The organism is Pseudomonas sp. MF7453 (assembly GCF_016405455.1).
GTDB lineage: Bacteria > Pseudomonadota > Gammaproteobacteria > Pseudomonadales > Pseudomonadaceae > Aquipseudomonas > Aquipseudomonas paralactis.
Window position 1 is genome coordinate 216857 of record NZ_JAEKCN010000011.1, and the last position, 17011, is coordinate 233867.

At 61.8% G+C, this 17011-nt stretch carries 14 protein-coding genes; 2 read left to right on the forward strand and 12 right to left on the reverse strand.

The window, feature by feature from the left end:
* Positions 1 to 125 precede the first annotated feature (125 nt).
* Complete coding sequence (locus JFT63_RS18740; RefSeq protein ID WP_047712283.1) at positions 126 to 485, forward strand: helix-turn-helix domain-containing protein; 360 nt, start codon at positions 126 to 128, stop codon at positions 483 to 485.
* Entirely contained in the window at positions 427 to 1254 is an 828-nt protein-coding gene (locus JFT63_RS18745; RefSeq protein ID WP_332875259.1) for a type II toxin-antitoxin system HipA family toxin, read from the forward strand. The genes JFT63_RS18740 and JFT63_RS18745 overlap by 59 nt, the downstream gene beginning before the upstream one ends.
* A gap of 62 nt (positions 1255 to 1316) precedes the next feature.
* Here the strand turns inward: JFT63_RS18745 and JFT63_RS18750 are convergent, their stop codons facing one another.
* The 12 genes from JFT63_RS18750 to JFT63_RS18805 all read right to left on the reverse strand — a co-directional run bounded on the left by JFT63_RS18750 (position 1317) and on the right by JFT63_RS18805 (position 17011).
* Positions 1317 to 3770: a TonB-dependent siderophore receptor gene (locus JFT63_RS18750; protein ID WP_054922436.1), complete on the reverse strand. Its 2454-nt coding sequence runs from the start codon at positions 3768 to 3770 to the stop codon at positions 1317 to 1319.
* Positions 3771 to 3862: 92 nt separating this feature from the next.
* Entirely contained in the window at positions 3863 to 4813 is a 951-nt protein-coding gene (locus JFT63_RS18755; RefSeq protein ID WP_186562574.1) for a FecR domain-containing protein, read from the reverse strand.
* Positions 4810 to 5319, reverse strand: a complete 510-nt coding sequence (locus JFT63_RS18760; protein ID WP_019819531.1) for a sigma-70 family RNA polymerase sigma factor — start codon at positions 5317 to 5319, stop codon at positions 4810 to 4812. The genes JFT63_RS18755 and JFT63_RS18760 overlap by 4 nt, the downstream gene beginning before the upstream one ends.
* Positions 5320 to 5393: 74 nt before the next feature.
* Positions 5394 to 6839: an efflux transporter outer membrane subunit gene (locus JFT63_RS18765; RefSeq protein WP_198844503.1), complete on the reverse strand. Its 1446-nt coding sequence runs from the start codon at positions 6837 to 6839 to the stop codon at positions 5394 to 5396.
* The gene (locus JFT63_RS18770; protein ID WP_198844504.1) at positions 6836 to 7894 is read right to left on the reverse strand and encodes an HlyD family secretion protein; all 1059 of its coding nucleotides are present in this window, start codon (positions 7892 to 7894) and stop codon (positions 6836 to 6838) included. The genes JFT63_RS18765 and JFT63_RS18770 overlap by 4 nt, the downstream gene beginning before the upstream one ends.
* 15 nt (positions 7895 to 7909) lie before the next feature.
* Positions 7910 to 9445 carry an MFS transporter gene (locus JFT63_RS18775; protein WP_198844505.1) on the reverse strand — a complete coding sequence of 512 codons (1536 nt, stop codon included), beginning with the start codon at positions 9443 to 9445 and terminating at the stop codon, positions 7910 to 7912.
* A gap of 238 nt (positions 9446 to 9683) precedes the next feature.
* On the reverse strand, positions 9684 to 10604 hold the full coding sequence (locus JFT63_RS18780) for a LysR family transcriptional regulator (protein WP_057702308.1): 921 nt from the start codon (positions 10602 to 10604) through the stop codon (positions 9684 to 9686).
* A gap of 60 nt (positions 10605 to 10664) precedes the next feature.
* A complete protein-coding gene (locus JFT63_RS18785; RefSeq protein ID WP_057702307.1) occupies positions 10665 to 11513 on the reverse strand; it encodes an ABC transporter permease in 849 nt (282 codons plus the stop codon).
* Positions 11514 to 11525: 12 nt separating this feature from the next.
* On the reverse strand, positions 11526 to 12377 hold the full coding sequence (locus JFT63_RS18790) for an ABC transporter ATP-binding protein (protein ID WP_057702306.1): 852 nt from the start codon (positions 12375 to 12377) through the stop codon (positions 11526 to 11528).
* 23 nt (positions 12378 to 12400) lie between these two features.
* Entirely contained in the window at positions 12401 to 13285 is an 885-nt protein-coding gene (locus tag JFT63_RS18795) for a TauD/TfdA dioxygenase family protein (RefSeq protein WP_057702305.1), read from the reverse strand.
* 215 nt (positions 13286 to 13500) lie between these two features.
* Entirely contained in the window at positions 13501 to 14865 is a 1365-nt protein-coding gene (locus tag JFT63_RS18800; RefSeq protein WP_057702304.1) for an HlyD family type I secretion periplasmic adaptor subunit, read from the reverse strand.
* Positions 14855 to 17011: a type I secretion system permease/ATPase gene (locus JFT63_RS18805; RefSeq protein ID WP_198844506.1), complete on the reverse strand. Its 2157-nt coding sequence runs from the start codon at positions 17009 to 17011 to the stop codon at positions 14855 to 14857. The genes JFT63_RS18800 and JFT63_RS18805 overlap by 11 nt, the downstream gene beginning before the upstream one ends.

The window sequence follows — 17011 nt, forward strand, 5'->3', positions numbered from 1 at the left end:
CTGTGAGTTTTTCGCGAGCAAGCTCGCTCCTACAAAAAGCCGTAGCATCGAGCCGATTTTTTGCAGGTAGCCCTAGGGACTTGGATGATATAAGTTACCTCTACTGCTTTAAAGAGTGATATATCATGCAAGAAACAGCGAAGCCCTACCCCCACAAAGGGTATATCTCAGAGAGAAGCGCTGAACTGATGAGAGGTATCGGCAACGGTATCGAAATAGCCCGCATTCGTCGGCGGTTGAAAATCTCCACCATATGCAGCCGGGCGGGCATTACACGGCAGACGTATCAGCGGCTGAGACAGGGCGAGGCCGGCGTATCCCTCGGTGTGCTGATGAACGTGCTGAGCGCGATGGACTTGGAAGAAAGCATGGCGAGCATCGCGTCACCAGAGCTTGACCAGGTTGGGATTACCATGAGCCTCGCCCGTGAGCCTGAGCGAATTCGCACTGAAGGAGAACACGATGTCCTGGAAGCCGATTGGTAATGCCTTTGTTTTTTCAGCTCACTTAGTCGGTGACCCGGTCCCTGTTGGCGAAGTGGCCATGCATGGGAATGGATTCGTTTTTCGCTACGCCAACAGTTGGCTCGCACGGCCCGACGCATTTGCGATTGACCCGCTGAGTTTGCCACTGACCCCTAACCAATATTCCTCGACGCGCATGTTTGGTGTGCTCGACGATGCAACGCCCGACAACTGGGGCCGGCGTGTTCTGCTGGCGACCCACAAACAGCATCCACAGAACGAAGTTGAATGGCTGCTTGCCTCGCGGGGAGCAGGAGTGGGTTGCCTGCTGTTCAGTGCGTCACGAAGTCAGCTGCCAACCCTGCACCAACCCCCGCAATTTGAAGACCTTGAGAAAATCATGGTGGGCCTTGATCGAGTCGAGAAGGGTGACGTCGACCTGCCTGCGGAAATCGCACGGTTATTCGAGTTTGGGAGTTCCATGGGCGGCGCCAGGCCGAAGGTCACCGTGACCCATGAAGGCAAGGAATGGATTGCTAAACTCGGCCGTAGCGACGATGTGTTCGACCAGCCACGGGCGGAATTCGCCAGCCTTCAAATGGCGGATGCAGCAGGTCTACCCGCAGCCGGGCACAAGTTGGTAGAGGTCGCCGGCAAACCGGTGTTGATGGTCGAGCGTTTTGACCGACATGAAGCCGCTGGTCGCGAGCACTATGTCAGCTGCAACAGCGGTGCCGAGGTACGCATGCTTTCCAATGTGTGTACACGATTTGCAGCGGACCTGGTGTAGGGCGGCAACAGAGCGCACCCTTGAAGGGTGCGCGCCGCAGCAAATATCACCTAAACGCTAAGTTACCAATCGTAGGTCAGGCTCGACACCACCGTGCGTCCTTCCCCGTAGTAGCAATCCAGATCACTGGTGCACTGCGAGACGTAGGTCTTGTTGCTGAGGTTCTGCACGTTCATCGCCAGCTTCACGCCCTTGAGCTTGAGCGGCGAGGCGCCCAGGTCGTAGCTTAGGCTTGCATCGTAGACACTGTAGGACGGCACGTTGAAGGCGCCTTCGTAGTAGTCGCCCAGGCTTTGACGGGCGTAACGCACGCCAAGCCCTGCACCCAGCCCCGCCAAGGGCGTGTCGCCGAGCACGGTGTAGTTGACCCACATCGAGGCGGTGAGTGGGGAGATGCCGGCCGGGTGGCGACCTTGGCGGCCATCGTTGTCCTTGGTGTATTTGACGTCATTGCGCGCAGCCGAGGCGACCACGTCCCAGGCATCACTCAAGACGGCCTTGGCTTCCAGTTCAACACCTCGCGAGCGCAGGGCGCCGCTTTGGGTGCTGAAGGTGGTGTCCACCGGGTTGGTGGTCAGCACGTTTTCCTGATCCAGTTGATAAACAGAGGCCTGGATGAAGCTCTTCTGGCCCGGCGGCTGGAACTTCACGCCGACTTCGTACTGTTTGCCGGTGGAGGGTTCGAAGGGTTTTCGGTTCGCATCAGTGCCGGCCAGCGGCAGGAAGGATTCCGAATAACTGACGAAGGGCGATACGCCGTTATCGAACAGGTACACCAGGCCCGCACGGCCGGTGAATGCCTGGTCTTTGCTGGCAAAGCGGGTGTCCTGTATCGGCTCCTTGTTCACCACATTCGCCCAGTCATAGCGGCCACCGAGTACCAGCACCCATTTATCCAGCTTGATCTGGTCCTGCAGATACAGGCCGGTCTGGGTAATGGTGCGGTCCCAGCGGTACGGTTGGCCGAAGTTCAAGGGCTGGCCGTACACCGGTTTGAACAGGTCGATGATCGGCGGGTTGCGGTCATACAGGCCATGGAACTGCGAGTTGGAATGGTAGTAGTCCAGGCCAACGATGAAGGTGTGGGACAGTGCGCCCGTGTCGAATTCAGCCTGGGCGATGCTGTCCACGCCGAACACTTTGTTGGTCTGCGACCAGTCCACGCCGAAGCGTTGCAGGTAGCGTTGGTCCTGCACGCCGGTATTGGGGTTGGCGACAAAGCGGTAGCCGTGCAAGGGCGCGGTGTAGCGGTCGTCGACCTCGGCGTAACGGGCGTTTTGCTTAAGGGTCCAGATGTCGTTGAGGCGATGGGAAACTTCGTAACCCAGCACGTATTGCTCGCGGTTGTACTGGTTGACGCCCGGCTCGCCGATAAACACATCGCGCTTGATCTTGCCGTTGGGGTTGTCCCACAGCGTGCCGGACGCCGGCAGGCCTTGGGCTTCGGGCACGCCTTTATCTTTCTGGTACTGGGCGAACAGGGTCAGGCTGGTGTCGTCGTTGGGGCGCCAGGTGAGGCTGGGGGCGATGAACTGGCGCTTGTTTTCGACGTAGTTGATTTCGTCTTGCGCGTCATTCGCCAGGCCAGTCAGGCGGTAGAGAAACTGCCCCTCCTCGTCCAACGGGCCGCTCAGGTCGATGGCCGCGCTTTTGTGTTCGTAGGTGCCGGCTTCCAGTACCACTTGGTGTATCGGCGTTTCGCTGGGGCGCTTGCTGACCATATTGACGATACCGCCCGGCTGGTTCTGGCCGTAAAGCACGGACGCCGGGCCTTTGAGCACTTCGATGCGTTCCAGGGAATACGGTTCGATCTGCAACGCGCCCCCGGTGCTGCCTCCGCCATAAGGCAGGTGCAGACCGTCCAGGTACAGCGGCGTGGGCGAGAAGCCGCGTGACGTCGGCTCATCGAACAATTTGACTCGGTCGGCAAAACCACCCGCGCTCATACCTGGGGTGTAGAGCAACGCCTGGGTGACACTCTGGGCGCCACGTGCCTTGATCTCGGCGGCGGTGATCACGTTGATCGTCTGGGGAATTTCTACCAGCGCCGAGTCGGTCTTGCTGCCCGAGGCGCTGCGCTTGGCGACAATACCGTCCACCGGGCCCCAGGCGCTTTCCTGCTCCTGCCGGCCACTTATCTGGGTCGCGCCCAACTGCAAGGCTCCGTCGCCGGAAAGGGCCTGCAACGACCAACCGCCCTGGGATTGCACCGCCGCCAAACCGCTGCCCGCCAGCAAGCGCTGCAACCCCGAACCTACGCCGTAACGCCCTTTCAAGCCGGCGCTGCGCTTGCCGTCGGTGAGCGATGCGTCAACCGACAGCAAGATGCCTGAGGCACTGGCGAAACGGTTCAACGCCTGGTCGAGGCTGCCCGCGGGAATGTCATAGCTGCGCAGCGCTTCGGTGCTTTCTTCGGCTTGAACCATGCTCGGCAGTACAGGCGCCGTTGCCAGCAGGCCGGCAAACAGGCCACGACGCAGCGCGCGGGCCAAAGGTTGGATTGGGTGGTGCGACATGGCAGGACTCCCCGTGAGAACGCTTCTTGATTGGCTTTCAAGAGGTATCCCGAACGGGCCGCAGAAACCGACAAGCCCTGTACAAAGTATTTTCAGACCCGCGCCTTGATCGTTACCCAGTAACGGGTCACCGCCTGCACGTGCACGGGCAATGAACGCTCCAAGGCCGCCAGGATCGCGTCGGTGTCGTTCAGCGGGAACACGCCGGTCAACAGCAGCTTTGACACCGCCTGATCACAGCGCAACAGGCCCGGGCGGTAGCGGCTCAGTTGCGCCACGAACTCACCCAACGGCTGGCGCTCGGCAACCAGACGGTGCTCGGTCCAACTGCCGGCATTGGCGCTCACTGCCGGCAACGCGGTGCTTTGACGCGCGTTGAACCACAGGCTGTCCCCTGCCTGCATATGCACCGGCGCACCCTGCAACGGCGTGACCCGCAGGCGACCTTCGTACAAATCCACGCGGCTGCCGTCGGGCAGTTCACGCACCGCAAAGCGCGTGCCCAACGCCTGCACATCACCGGCAGGCGTTTCGACGATCAACGGGCGCGAGGCGTCGTGGCCGCTGGTCAGCAGGACCTCGCCTCGGATCAGCCGAATACGCCGCTCGGTAGCACTGAAACGCAGGTCTACGGCGCTGTCACTGTTAAGGTCCAGTTGCGTGCCGTCGCTCAAGGTCATATGGCGAATTTCGCCCGTGGCGGTACGCAGCTCTGCAAAGGCCGCTTGCCAGGTTTCACTGCGTTGCACCAGGTAGCCGCTGCCACCGGCCACCAACAGCAGGCCGAGCAGTTTGAGCGCGGCCCGGCGTTGGGTATCCGGGGTGTCGCGCAATACTGCGCGAGCGCTGTCGGCAGGTACGCCGCCCAGGGTGTGTTGCAGCTGCTGCAAGCGCTGCCAGGCGCGGCGGTGTTCCGGGTCAGCGGCCTGCCAGCGGGCAAACGCCTGGCGCTGCTCGCCCTTGAGCTCGTCGCCCCATTGCAGCATCAACCACTCGCTGGCTTGCTCGACAATCGCGTGGGCGATAGGCGCGTCGTGTTTCATTCTTCGTACACCACCTGGTAGCAGGCGACAATGGCGCGGGTCATGTACTTCTGCACCGAGCTGACGGTGACGCCCAGGCGTTCGGCGATTTGCGCATAGCTCAAGCCTTCGAACTGCGAAAGTAAAAACGCACGGCGTACATTGTCGGGCATGCGGTCGAGCATGGCGTCGATCTGCATCAGGGTTTCGAGGATCAGTGCGCGGGTTTCCAGGGAAGGCGACTCGGGCTCGGGCAGGTGCGCGATGCTTTCCAGGTACGCACGCTCGATGCGCAGGCGGCGCCATTGGTCGATCACCAGGTTGCGGGCGATCTGCGCCAAGTAGCTGCGGCTTTCTTTGTCACCCGGGAAGCGCCCGGCCACCAGCAGGCGCAGGAAGGTGTCCTGCGCCACATCGGCGGCCTGTTCCCGGTCGCCCAGGCGCTTGCGCAACCAGCCTTGCAGCCAGCCATGATGGTCGCGGTACAGGATGTGAAGCTGTTGCTGGCCGTCAGTCGCGATGCCCATGAAAAGCTCAGAAGTGTTATTGAGAGCAATTATCATTACATCTTATTTGGCGACTGACAAAAACTCTTTCTCGCTCAGCGCCCAGCGGTCTGCAACGGGTACACCGACTCCCACCCGCCTCCCAGCGCCTTGTACAAGCCGACCATGGCCAACGACACGCCGGTGGAGCTTTCCACCCACTGCTCCTGCGTCGCCAGCAATGCGCTTTGCACGGTGAGTACGTTGACGAAATCCGCCACGCCTTCGACGTACTGATGTTGCGCAGTGGTCAGTGCGATCTGGTTCTGGCGCACTGCTTCGGCCAGGCTGTCGCGACGCAGTTGGCTGGCGTTGTAGCGGGACAGTTGATCATCGATTTCATGCCAGGCGCGTAGCACGGTTTGCTGGTAGGCCAGCGCCGCTTCCTGTTGCTGGGCTTCACGTAAATCCACCATGCCTTGCAGGCGCCCGCCGTTGAACAGCGGCAGGCTCAATTGCGGGCCGAAGGCAAAGGCACGGGAACCCCAGGAACCGAGGTCCGACAGTTGCAGGGCTTGGGAGCCGAGGCTGCCGGACAGGGTAATGCGCGGGTAGAAATCGCCCTTGGCCACGCCGATGCTGGCAGTGGCGGCGTGCAAGCGAGCTTCTGCCTGACGGATGTCTGGGCGCCGTTCAGCCAGCTCCGATGGCAAGCCGATCGCGACCTGGCGCTGGGTTTGCGGCACAGGTGCATCCTTGGACAGCTGCGCGTGCAGGGCCTGGGGTGGCTCGCCCATCAGCAGGCTAAGGGCGTTGATCAATTGGTCCTGGCGCTGTTGTAAATCCGGCAGGCGCGCCTCGATAGCCGCGACTTGAGCGGCGGCTTCGGCCACGTCCAGGTCGGTCGCGACGCCGTCGGCCAGACGCAGTTGCGAGAGCTTGAGGCTGTGGCGCGCGACGTCGAGGTTTTGCTCGGTCACGGCGCGGGTATTTTGTACGCCGCGCAGTTGGATGTAGTCCTGGGCGGTCTCGGCCAGTACCGACAACAGCACGGCGCGGCGGTCGTTTTCGGCGACTTCCAGGGTGGCGTCGGCGGCCTCGGTTTCACGCTTGACCCGGCCCCAAAAATCCAGCTCCCAAGAGGCCGAGAAGCCCATGTCCCATTGGTTGAAGGCCGAGCGACCATTCTCGCCGGAGGGATCGTTCAAGCCTTTGCCGCTGTTGCGCTTGCGCTGGTAGGCGCCGCCGGCATCGACGTTGGGGTAGCGCTCGGCCGTAGTCACCTGGCGGATGGCGCGGCTTTGTTGCAGGCGGCTGCTGGCCAGCTTCAGGTCGAGGTTATCGTTGAGGGCGCGGCGCGTAAGGGCCGAGAGCTGCTCATCGTGGAACACGTCCCACCAGCGTTCCTGCAAGGGGTCGCTGACGGCGCGGCTGGCGGCCTTGCGGCCCTGGGGTTCGCTCCACTGATTGATCTGCGAGCCCTGGGGCCGCTGGAAGTCCGGGCCGACCGTGCAGGCACTCAGGCTGATCAGGCTCAAGGTGAGCCAGGCGAGGTGTTTCATTGCTGGGCCACCTCACGCTGTTGCGCAACCGGGCGGGTGTCGACGCTGGCTTCCACCGACATGCCGACGCGCAGGCGCTCGGTCAGTGGCTGGTTCGGCTCAAGCACTATCTTCACTGGAATACGCTGCACCACCTTGGTGAAGTTGCCGGTGGCGTTGTCCGGCTTGACCGAGGCAAAGGTCACGCCCGTGGCCGGCGCCAGGCTTTCCAGATGGCCCTTGAGCAGTTCGCCGTCAAGGCTGTCGACGCGCACCTGCACCGCTTGCCCCGCGTGCATATGCGACAGTTGGGTCTCCTGGAAGTTGGCCACTACATAGGCCTCGGCCAGCGGCACGACCGCGAGGATCTTGCTGCCCGGCGTCACATAGGCGCCGACCCGCACCGCACGCTCACCGACCATGCCATCGACCGGCGCGACAATACGTGTGTAGGACAGCTGATAACTGGCCATTTCAAGCGCTGCCTGGGCGCGCTTGAGCCCGCCTTCGGCAGCGTCACGCTGTGCGGTGAGGATCTCGACCTGCTTGCGTTCGGCGGCCAGCACTGCGGTGGATTTGGCCAGGCGCGCGGTGGCCTGGTCGATGCGTGTCTTGGCTTGCTGGGCGTTCTGCACGGTGCCCGCACCGACGCCGGCGAGGTGGTTGTAGCGGTTCAGTTCGTGTTCGGCAAAGGCCACTTCGGCACGATCCGCTGCCACCGTAGCCTGGGCCTGGGCGATCACCGAGCTTTGACGCTCCAGGGTCGCGCTGGCGTTTTTCAGCTGGGCCTGGGCGACCAGGGTGTCGGCATCGGCGGCCTGGGCGGCGGCGCGAAAATCGCGGTCGTCGATCAACGCCAGCAGTTGTCCGGCTTTGACACGCTGGTTGTCCTCTACCAGTACTTCCTTGATGAAACCCGCCACCCGCGGCGCAACCAGGGTGAAGTCGGCGGCGACGAAGGCGTCGTTGGTGGTCTGGTGCTTGCTGCCCAGTACGCCCGGCGCAACCAGGTAAACCAGCACGCCGACGGCAAATACAGCAATAACGGAGACGGCAATTTTGTCTTTGCGTTTCATGGAAAGTCCTTGAGGTCAGGCCGGAGCGCGAGGCGGATAGATCCGCGTGGGCATCCAGAAAATCAGCAGGATCAACGCCACCGCGACACCGGCCATGACGACGTAAAGATCCGAAGAAGTCAGCACCACGGTCTGCTCGTGCAAGCGGTGGGCGAGGCCCGGCGCGTCAGAGTCGGCCAGGGGCGAATTGCCGAGGCGGTCCACCAACATGGTTGAATGGAAGTGCCCACGCTGGGTGGTCAATGTATCCAGCACCGCCGTGGCGATTACCGCAGCCAGGCCCTTGACCGTATTGAACCAGGCCGAAGCGAAAGGCCCTTCAATGGGTTGAATACTGCCGGTAGACAACATCAGCAGCGGCAACACGGCCATCGGCTGGCCGAAAGTCTGCAGCAGGTACCAGCCATAAAAATCATCGCGGATCCACGCCGAGGTCAGGTGCGAGCTGCCGATGCAGCACAGCACCAACATGCCAAGGCCAATCCCCAGCACCCAGCGGCAATCGACCCAGCGCAGGTTGCACAGCGCCGCCACCAGCGGCAAGGCGATCAATTGTGGCAACGCCATCAGCAGCATCACTGGCGCAGTTTGCAGCGGCCGGTAACCCTGAACCTGGGCCAGGAAACTGGACGGGATGATGATCACCGAGGTCAGTACCATCAGCACGCCTGCCAGCACGATCAGGGCGAACGCCAGGTTGCGCAGGCCGAGCATCTGCAAGTTGAAAAATGGCAGCGGTTGTGACCATTCGTTGAGCATGAACAACACCAGCAACAATGTGCCGCCACACAGCAGGAAGGTGATCAGCCCTGACTCGAACCAGTCCAGGCGATTGCCCTGCAACAGCCCGATCACCAACATGCAGATCGCCGGAAAGCCCAGCAGCAGGCCGCGCCAGTTGAACTGTTTGAAGCGCTCCAGGCGTAGCGGGTCCTGCGGTATGCCATAGGCCACGGCGACCATCGCCAGCAGGCACGGTGCGACGATTTGCCAGAACGCCCACTGCCAACCAACGTATTCGGTCCACAACGCCGCCAGCGGGGTGCCCAGGCTCGGGCCGAAGGTGGCGGTCAGTGCGTAACCGGCCAACCCGTACAACTTGACGTTGGCCGGCAAGAAACGCAGCGCCACGGTCATCAGCATCGGCGGCAGCGCGCCACCGGCCAAGCCTTGCACGGTACGCAGCAGCAACAGGCTTTCGTAGTTGGGTGCGAACGGGCAGAGAATGCCCAGCACGGTGAACAAGCCGATGGCGCACAGCGTGAAACGGCGCAGAGAAAACGTCACCGAACACCACGGCGCAAACGCCATAGCTGCCACGGAAGTGGCGGTGTAGGCGGCGACCAGCCAGGTGCCTTCATCAAAACCGATGTACAGCGCACCGCGGATATCGGCGAGGGCGACCTTGGTGACCATCTCGTTGAGACCGGACACCAGCACTGCCAACAGTACGCCGACCAGGCCGATGATAATGCGCGGGCCGAACACCGGCGGGGCCGGGGCAACGGGTTTGGCTGCGGCCTGAAAAGAGGGGGCAGCGAGGGATGTCATGAACAGGTAACTCGGAATGAGAAATACCTGAGCAGTTTAATCAGGCTATAGCATGACAAAAAGTTACTTGCTGGAAGGTTATAAGTGCGCCAGGCGCAATCCAGTAAACGCTACAAAATCAAAAATGTGGGAGGGGGCTTGCCCCCGATGGCGATATATCAGGTTCACATCAAGTGACTGTCACACTGCAATCGGGGGCAAGCCCCCTCCACATTTTATTGTGCATGGTTTGAGGTGTTCAGGTGGGTTGGGCTTCTAGCCAGGTGGCGTGGCAGCTCTCGCGCATGGTTTCGCGCAGCCACTTGTGTGCCGGGTCTTTGTCGAAGCGTGGATGCCAGGATTGGGCCAGCACCAGTGTTGGCAACGAGATCGGCAGCGGGAATGCACGCAGTGGCAGCTTCAGGCGCTTGGCGCTCAAAAGCGCTTCCTTGGGCACCGGCATGATCAGGTCGGATTCGGGCAACATGAACATGGCGCCGTGAAAACCTGGCGCGATCATCGCCACGCGACGCTCCAGGCCCTGCTCGTTTAGCGCCGTATCGATCGGCCCGCGGGCGATGCCGCGGCGCGAGATGCTGATGTGGGAGTAGCCGGCAAAGCGTGCGGCGGTGATTTCTTCGTCGAACAGCGGGTGATCCTGTCGCGCCAGGCCGACGAAGGTGGTGGAGAACAGGTTCTGCACCTTCACTTCGGGGCTGACCGGCATGGTGTTGCTCACGCGCAGGTCCAGCCGCCCTTCGCGCAGCGCTTCGTCGTCGGTGTCGCCTTCGGGCACAAAGCGCAGCTCGCACAGCGGCGCTACGCGCTCCATGGTGTCGAACAGCCGCCCACCATACACCCCGATAAAAAAGTCATTGGCGCGCACGCTGAAGCGGCGGCGCAAGGTACTCAAGTCCACTTGATCGGCCGAGCGGAACAGCAACGCCGCCTGCTCCACCACATTACGCACCTGGCCTTGCAGCTCAAGCGCTTTGGGCGTCGGCACCAGGCCGCGGCCGGCACGTACCAGGATCGGGTCACCGACCGCTTCACGGATACGCGTGAGGGTACGGCTCATGGCCGCCGGGCTGAGGTTCATGCGCCGGGCAGCGCCCACCACACTGCCCTCGTCGAGCAACGCGTCGAGGGCGACCAACAGGTTCATGTCGGGTAATTGCATGCCAGGCACTCGTGATCTGTGGGGAGTGAACTGGGCGCAATCGTAGCAGGGATCAACGGTTCAGCGTTGCATGCCCCAGCGTTTCACCGTCAGCCGCTCGAAGGTGTTGAACACCAGGTTTTCTACCAGCAAGCCAATCAGGATCACCACAGCCAGGCCAGCAAATACCTTGTCGGTGTACAGCTCATTACGGTTCTGGAAGATGTACCAACCCAAGCCGCCCTTGCCGCTGGTGGCGCCGAACACCAACTCGGCGGCGATCAGCGTACGCCAGGCAAAGGCCCAACCGATCTTGAGCCCGGCCAGGATCGACGGCAGCGCCGCCGGGATCAGGATGAACAGCACAAACCGCATACCTTTGAGGCCGTAGTTGCGCCCGGCCATGCGCAGGGTTTCGGACACGCCGAGAAAGCCCGAATAGGTGTTGAGCGCCAGAGCCCATAACACCGAATGCACCAGCACGAAGATCAGGCTGTTCTGCCCCAGGCCGAACCACAGCAGCGCCAACGGCAGCAATGCGATGGCCGGCAGCGGGTTGAACATCGAGGTCAACGTACTGAGCAGGTCGCGGCCCAATTGGGTCGACACCGCCAGCGTGGTCAAGGCAAACGCCAGTACGATGCCGATCAGATAACCCTTGAGCAGCACCGCCAGCGAGATACTGACTTTGCTGAGCAATTCACCGCTGCGCAGGCCATCGAACAGCGCCTGGAAAGTCTGCAAGAAGCTCGGCAACAGCAGGTCATTGTTCTGGTAGCGGGCGACCGCTTCCCAAATGATGGCGAGCACGATCAGGATCAGGCCCTTGCGCAGCCAGCCGTGTTGCCACAGACGTTGGCGAAACGGCAGCTCGCGCTCTACCGGGACGCTGAGCAATGGCTCGAGAGTTACTTCAAATTCCTGGCGCATACGTCGGCCCCTTCAATAAGCGATGCGAATATCAGCGAAGCCCAACTCGCGTTCGGCCGCGGGCGCTTCATCGAACAGCAGGCGATGAATGCGCCGCGCCGACGCCTGGAATTCCACACCGCCGAGGCTGTGCAGGTCGTATTGATGACTATGGATTTCGGCGCGCACCCGCCCAGGGTGGGGTGACAGCAACAGGATGCGATTGCCCACCACCAACGCCTCCTCAATGGAGTGCGTGACGAACAACAGGGTAAAACGCACTTCCTCCCACAACAGCAGCAGTTCCTCTTGCATCTTGCGCCGCGTAAGCGCATCGAGGGCAGCGAAGGGTTCGTCCATCAGCAGGATTTTCGGCTGCATGGCCAGGGCCCGGGCAATCGCCACGCGAGCTTTCATGCCGCCGGAAAGGGTGTGGGGGTAGGCGTCGGCAAAGGCACTCAGCCCGACTTTATCGAGGTAATGCAGTGCACGTTCTTCGGCCTCGCGGCGCTTCAGGGTCCTGGAGGCCAGCAGCGGGAACATCACGTTCTGTTTGACGGTTTTCCATGGCGGTAACTGGTCGAACTCCTGGAACACCACGATGCGATCCGGGCCAGGCTGTTCGACCTTCTGCCCCAAAAGGCGAATCTCGCCTTCGCAGGGTTTGATAAAGCCGGCGATGGACTTGAGCAAGGTGGATTTGCCGCAGCCCGACGGGCCGAGCAATACGTAGCGGTCGGCCGGGTCGATCTCGAAACTGACCTGGTGGGTAGCCCGCACAACACGCTCGGGGGTGCGGTATTCGAGGCTGACGTTATCCACGGCCAAGAGTGGCTCGGCGGTGTTCAAGCTGCTGGCCGCGTGGCCTTGCAAGGGCGCGTTCATTTCATCTCTCTTGCGATAAGGCTTCAGAAAGGCGCATCGCCCTGGATGGTGGTGCGGTACAACTTGCGGCGCAGGTGGCTCGGGCAACCGGCGGCGAGGTGGATCAGCGAGCGGTTGTCCCAAAACACCAGGTCGTGGGGCTGCCACTGGTGGCGGTAGATGTTTTCCGGCAGCACGCTGTGGGCATAGAGCTGGGTCAGCAGGTCATGGCTTTCATCATCAGGCAGGCCGACGATACGGGTGGTGAAGCCTTCGCTGACAAACAGCGCTTTGCGGCCGCTTTCCGGGTGGGTGCGCACCACGGGGTGCACCACTTCGGCAACCTGGGCGAGTTGCTCAGGGGTGAGGGTGGGGCGCCAGTTGCCTTCGAATTTGGTTTCGCTGTAGCGCGCCGTGTAGGAGTGCGCGGCACTGCGGCCTTCGACGGCTTTGCGCAGGTGCTCGGGCAGTTGCTCCCAGGCTTTGTGCATATCGGCGAACAGGGTGTCGCCGCCTTCGGCAGGCAGTTCCTGGGCGTGCAGCATCGAGCCCAGGCTGGGCAGCTCCTTGTACGACAGGTCCGAGTGCCAGAACTTGCCCGCATCACCCAGGCCGATGGATTGGCCGTTCTCGATAATGTTGGAGACGATCAGGATTTGCGGGTGGTTGGCCAGCAGAAACTGTTTGAGCACGTGGATCTGCAGCACACCGAAACGGCGGCTGAAGGCGATCTGTTGTTCGGGGGTGATGCGTTGGTCGCGAAACACCACGACGTGGTGATCCAGGTGGGCGCGGTGGATACGGGCGAAGTCCTGGTCGTTGACCGGGCGGGATAGGTCCAGGCCAATGATCTCGGCGCCGACGCTGCCGGGAAAGGGGCGGATGTCGAAGGTTTGGGTGGTGGTGGGGGCAGCAGCGGTGGCGGACATTGGATTCACTCCCGGCGGACAGGGGAGTGAATTTATAGGTATAAGAATGGAAGTTTAAATACTGTTAAGGCATATCGATATGGCGTTTGGTTTGAGGTGCTGGGGGATGCTGATGGCCTCATCGGGGGCAAGCCAGCTCCCACATTTTGATGTGTGAACACATTCAAATGTGGGAGCTGGCTTGCCTGCGATGAGGTCGGTACAGGCGCTGAAGATTAACGCTCGTGCAACGCCTCGGCCCGCGCCTTAATGATCGGCTTGAGCAGGTAGCTGAGGATGCTCTTCTTACCGGTGATGATATCCACCGAGGCAACCATGCCGGGGATGATCAGCAACGGCTTCTCATCGGTGCCCAGATGGCTGCGGTCGGTGCGCAGAGTGATCATGTAGTAGGTGGTTTTCTTGTCTTCATCGGTGATGGTGTCGGCACCGATGCGTTCGAGTTTGGCCTTGAGCCCGCCGTAGATGGTGTAGTCGTAGGCGGTGAATTTGACCACCGCTTCTTGCCCCGGGTGCAGGAACGCGATGTCTTGCGGGCGGATCTTGGCTTCTACCAGCAGGGTGTCGTTCAGCGGTACGATTTCGACCATGTCGCTGCCCGGCTGGATCACACCGCCAACGGTATTGACCAGCAACTGCTTGACGATCCCGCGCACCGGCGAGGTGACCAGGGTACGGCTGACGCGGTCTTCCAGGGCGCGGCCGGTGGACTCGGCCTTGTTCAGCTCAGTGCGGGCCTCGTTGAGCTGGGTCAGGGCTTCACTGCGGAATTTGCCGCGGGTTTCATCGATCTTGCGTTGCACTTCCTTGATCGCCGATTCAGCACGGGGGATCGCCAGGGTGGTGGCGTCCAGTTGGCCGCGGGTTTCCATTTCGGCGCGCTTGAGGCGCAGCACTTCCACCGGCGATACCGCGCCTTGGGCCACCAGCGGCTCGGACATGTTGATTTCCTGGCGCTGCAGGGACAACTGGCTGCGGTACTGACCCTGCTTGGAGGTGAATTCGCGCAGTTCCTGCTGACGCTGTACCAGTTGTTCCTGCAAGCCGCCGACCTCGTCTTTCAACTGCTGGCGTCGGCTCTCATACAAGGAGCGCTCGTTGGCAGCCTGGCTCGGCGCGGCCTTGAGCACGTCGTCGGGGATGTTCAGCGGGCGATCATCCACTTGCGCACTCAGGCGTTCGACGCGCAGTTGCATGGCCAGGCGCAAGGCTTCGGTTTCCCCGGCGTTGGAAACAAACCGGGTGTCGTCGAGGCGAATCAGCGGCGCGCCGGCTTCTACGATCTGGCCTTCCTTGACGTACAGCTCGGCAACGATACCGCCTTCCAGGTTCTGGATTTTCTGCAATTTGGACGACGGAATCGCCTTGCCGTCGCCACGGGTCACTTCGTCGATCTCTGAGAAACCCGCCCACACCACCAGGAACACGAAGAACCCGATGATCGCCCAGATGGTCAGGCGAATGACGCGTGGGGCATCTTCGATCAGCGCTTTGTTGACCTCGGGCAGAGGCTGGCCCTGCAGCGAGTCGGTACCTTTGAAATAGCGGCCGACCGCACTCTTGATGGACTTAAGCAACACTGATTTGCCCCTTCTTCAACGCTTCCATGACCACGGCTTTCGGGCCGTCCGCGAGAATCTGCCCACGGTCGACCACCAGCAGGCGGTCCACCAGCGAGAGCAGTGAGGCTCGGTGCGTGACCAGCACCACGGTTTTGTTTTGCACCACGGCTTGCAGGCGTTGTTTCAAGCGTTCTTCACCGGTGTTGTCCATGGCGCTGGTGGGTTCGTCCAGCAGCAGGATCGGCGGGTTGAGCAACAATGCGCGGGCCAGGGCGACGTTCTGACGCTGGCCGCCGGAGAGGTTCTGCCCACGCTCGCCCACTTGCAGCTCGTAGCCCTGGGGGTGCAGACGGGCGAATTCGTGAACACCGGCCAGTTCGGCGGCTTGCAGCACCATTTCGTCTTCGACGTAGCGCGCACCGCTGACCAGGTTGTCGCGCAGCGTGCCGGCGAGCAACTGGATGTCCTGAGCGACGTAGCCGATGTTATGGCGCAACTCGCTGACGTCGATCTGGCGCACGTCCACGCCGTCCACCAGCAGCGCGCCGGAGTCGGGTTGGTACAGGCCGACGATCAGTTTGGCCAGGGAGCTTTTGCCCGAACCACTGCGGCCGATAATGCCGATTTTTTCGCCTGGCTTGATCACCAGGTTGATGTTCTTCAGGGCCAGGTTCTGTTGGTTGGGATAAGTGAAGTTCAGGCCCCGGCATTCGATGGCGCCTTGCAGGGTACGGCGGCTCATGGGGCGCTCTTCGAAATTGCGCTCTTGAGGCAGCTCCATCATCTGGTCCACCGAGGTCATGGTGACCTTGGCTTGCTGGTAGCGCGTGAGCAAGCCTGACAGCGAAGCCAGCGGGCTCAAGGCGCGGCCACTGAGCATGTAGCAGGCAATCAGCCCGCCCATGCTCAGGTTGCCTTCGATGATCTGGTACACGCCGAACACGATCATGATCACGCCGGCCAATTGCTGGATCAGCAGGGTCATGTTCATCGACAGACCCGACAGCAACTTCACCCGCAGCTCAAGCCGACTCAGGGTGCCGATGGTCTGCTCCCAGCCATACTGGCGCTCGCTCTCGGCGTTGTTGACCTTGACCGCGTCGAGCCCGGCGAGGGTTTCGATCAGGCTCGACTGGCGCTCAGCGGCCAGGGCCATGGTGCGTTCCATGGTGGCTACCAAGGGCTTTTGCAGGGCGTAACCGATGCCCAGGGCAAGCGGGAACGCCAGCACCGGGATCCACACCAGGTGCCCGCCGAGGATGGCGATCACCATAAAGATCAACAGCGTGAACGGCAGGTCGATCAGGCTGGTGAGGGTCAGCGACGCGAGAAAATCGCGCAGGCTTTGAAACTCATGGATGTTCTGGGCGAAGCTGCCGACGCGCGCCGGACGGTATTTCATGGACATGCCGACGATGCGTTCGAACAGCGTGGCCGAGATGATCAGGTCGGTTTTTTTACCGGCCAGGTCCAGGCACAGACTGCGCAGGCTTTTGAGGATCAGGTCGAACAGGTACGCGCCGCAGATGCCCACAGCCAGCACCCACAGGGTGGCGGTGGCCTGGTTCGGTACGACGCGGTCGTACACGTTCATCACGAACAGCGGCGCGGCCATGGCGATGATGTTGATCAGGAAGCTGGCGGCGATGGCGTCGGTGTAGAGCCAGCGCGAACGCATGAGGGTGTCACGGAACCACGAACGCGCCCGTGGAATCAGGCTGCCGTGGTTGACGTCGAATTTGTGTTGCGGCTGAGCGAAGAAGACCTTGCCGATGTAATCGTCGGCCAAGGCTTCGCGCTTGATCAGCACCTCGCCGCCGTCACTTTCGCCGAGCAGGATTCGCGCTTCATCGTCGCCCTGCCAACCCACCAGCACGGTACTGCGCCCGTCCTTGAGCAACAACAGGGCCGGCAATGCAATTGTCGGGATCTGATCCAGCTTGCGTTGCAACAGCCGGCCCTGCAGCCCGGCCCGCGCAGCAGCACGCGGCAGCAGTTCGGCACTCAAGCGTTGCGAGGGCAGCGGCAGGCCGGTGGTGAGCATGGCCGCGCTGGCGGGTTTCTGATGCAGGGCGCAGAGCGCCAACAACCCGTCGAGCAACGGGTCGTCGTGCAATGCGCGTGGATCATGACTGAGATGAACTCGACCGATTTCAGATTCCAC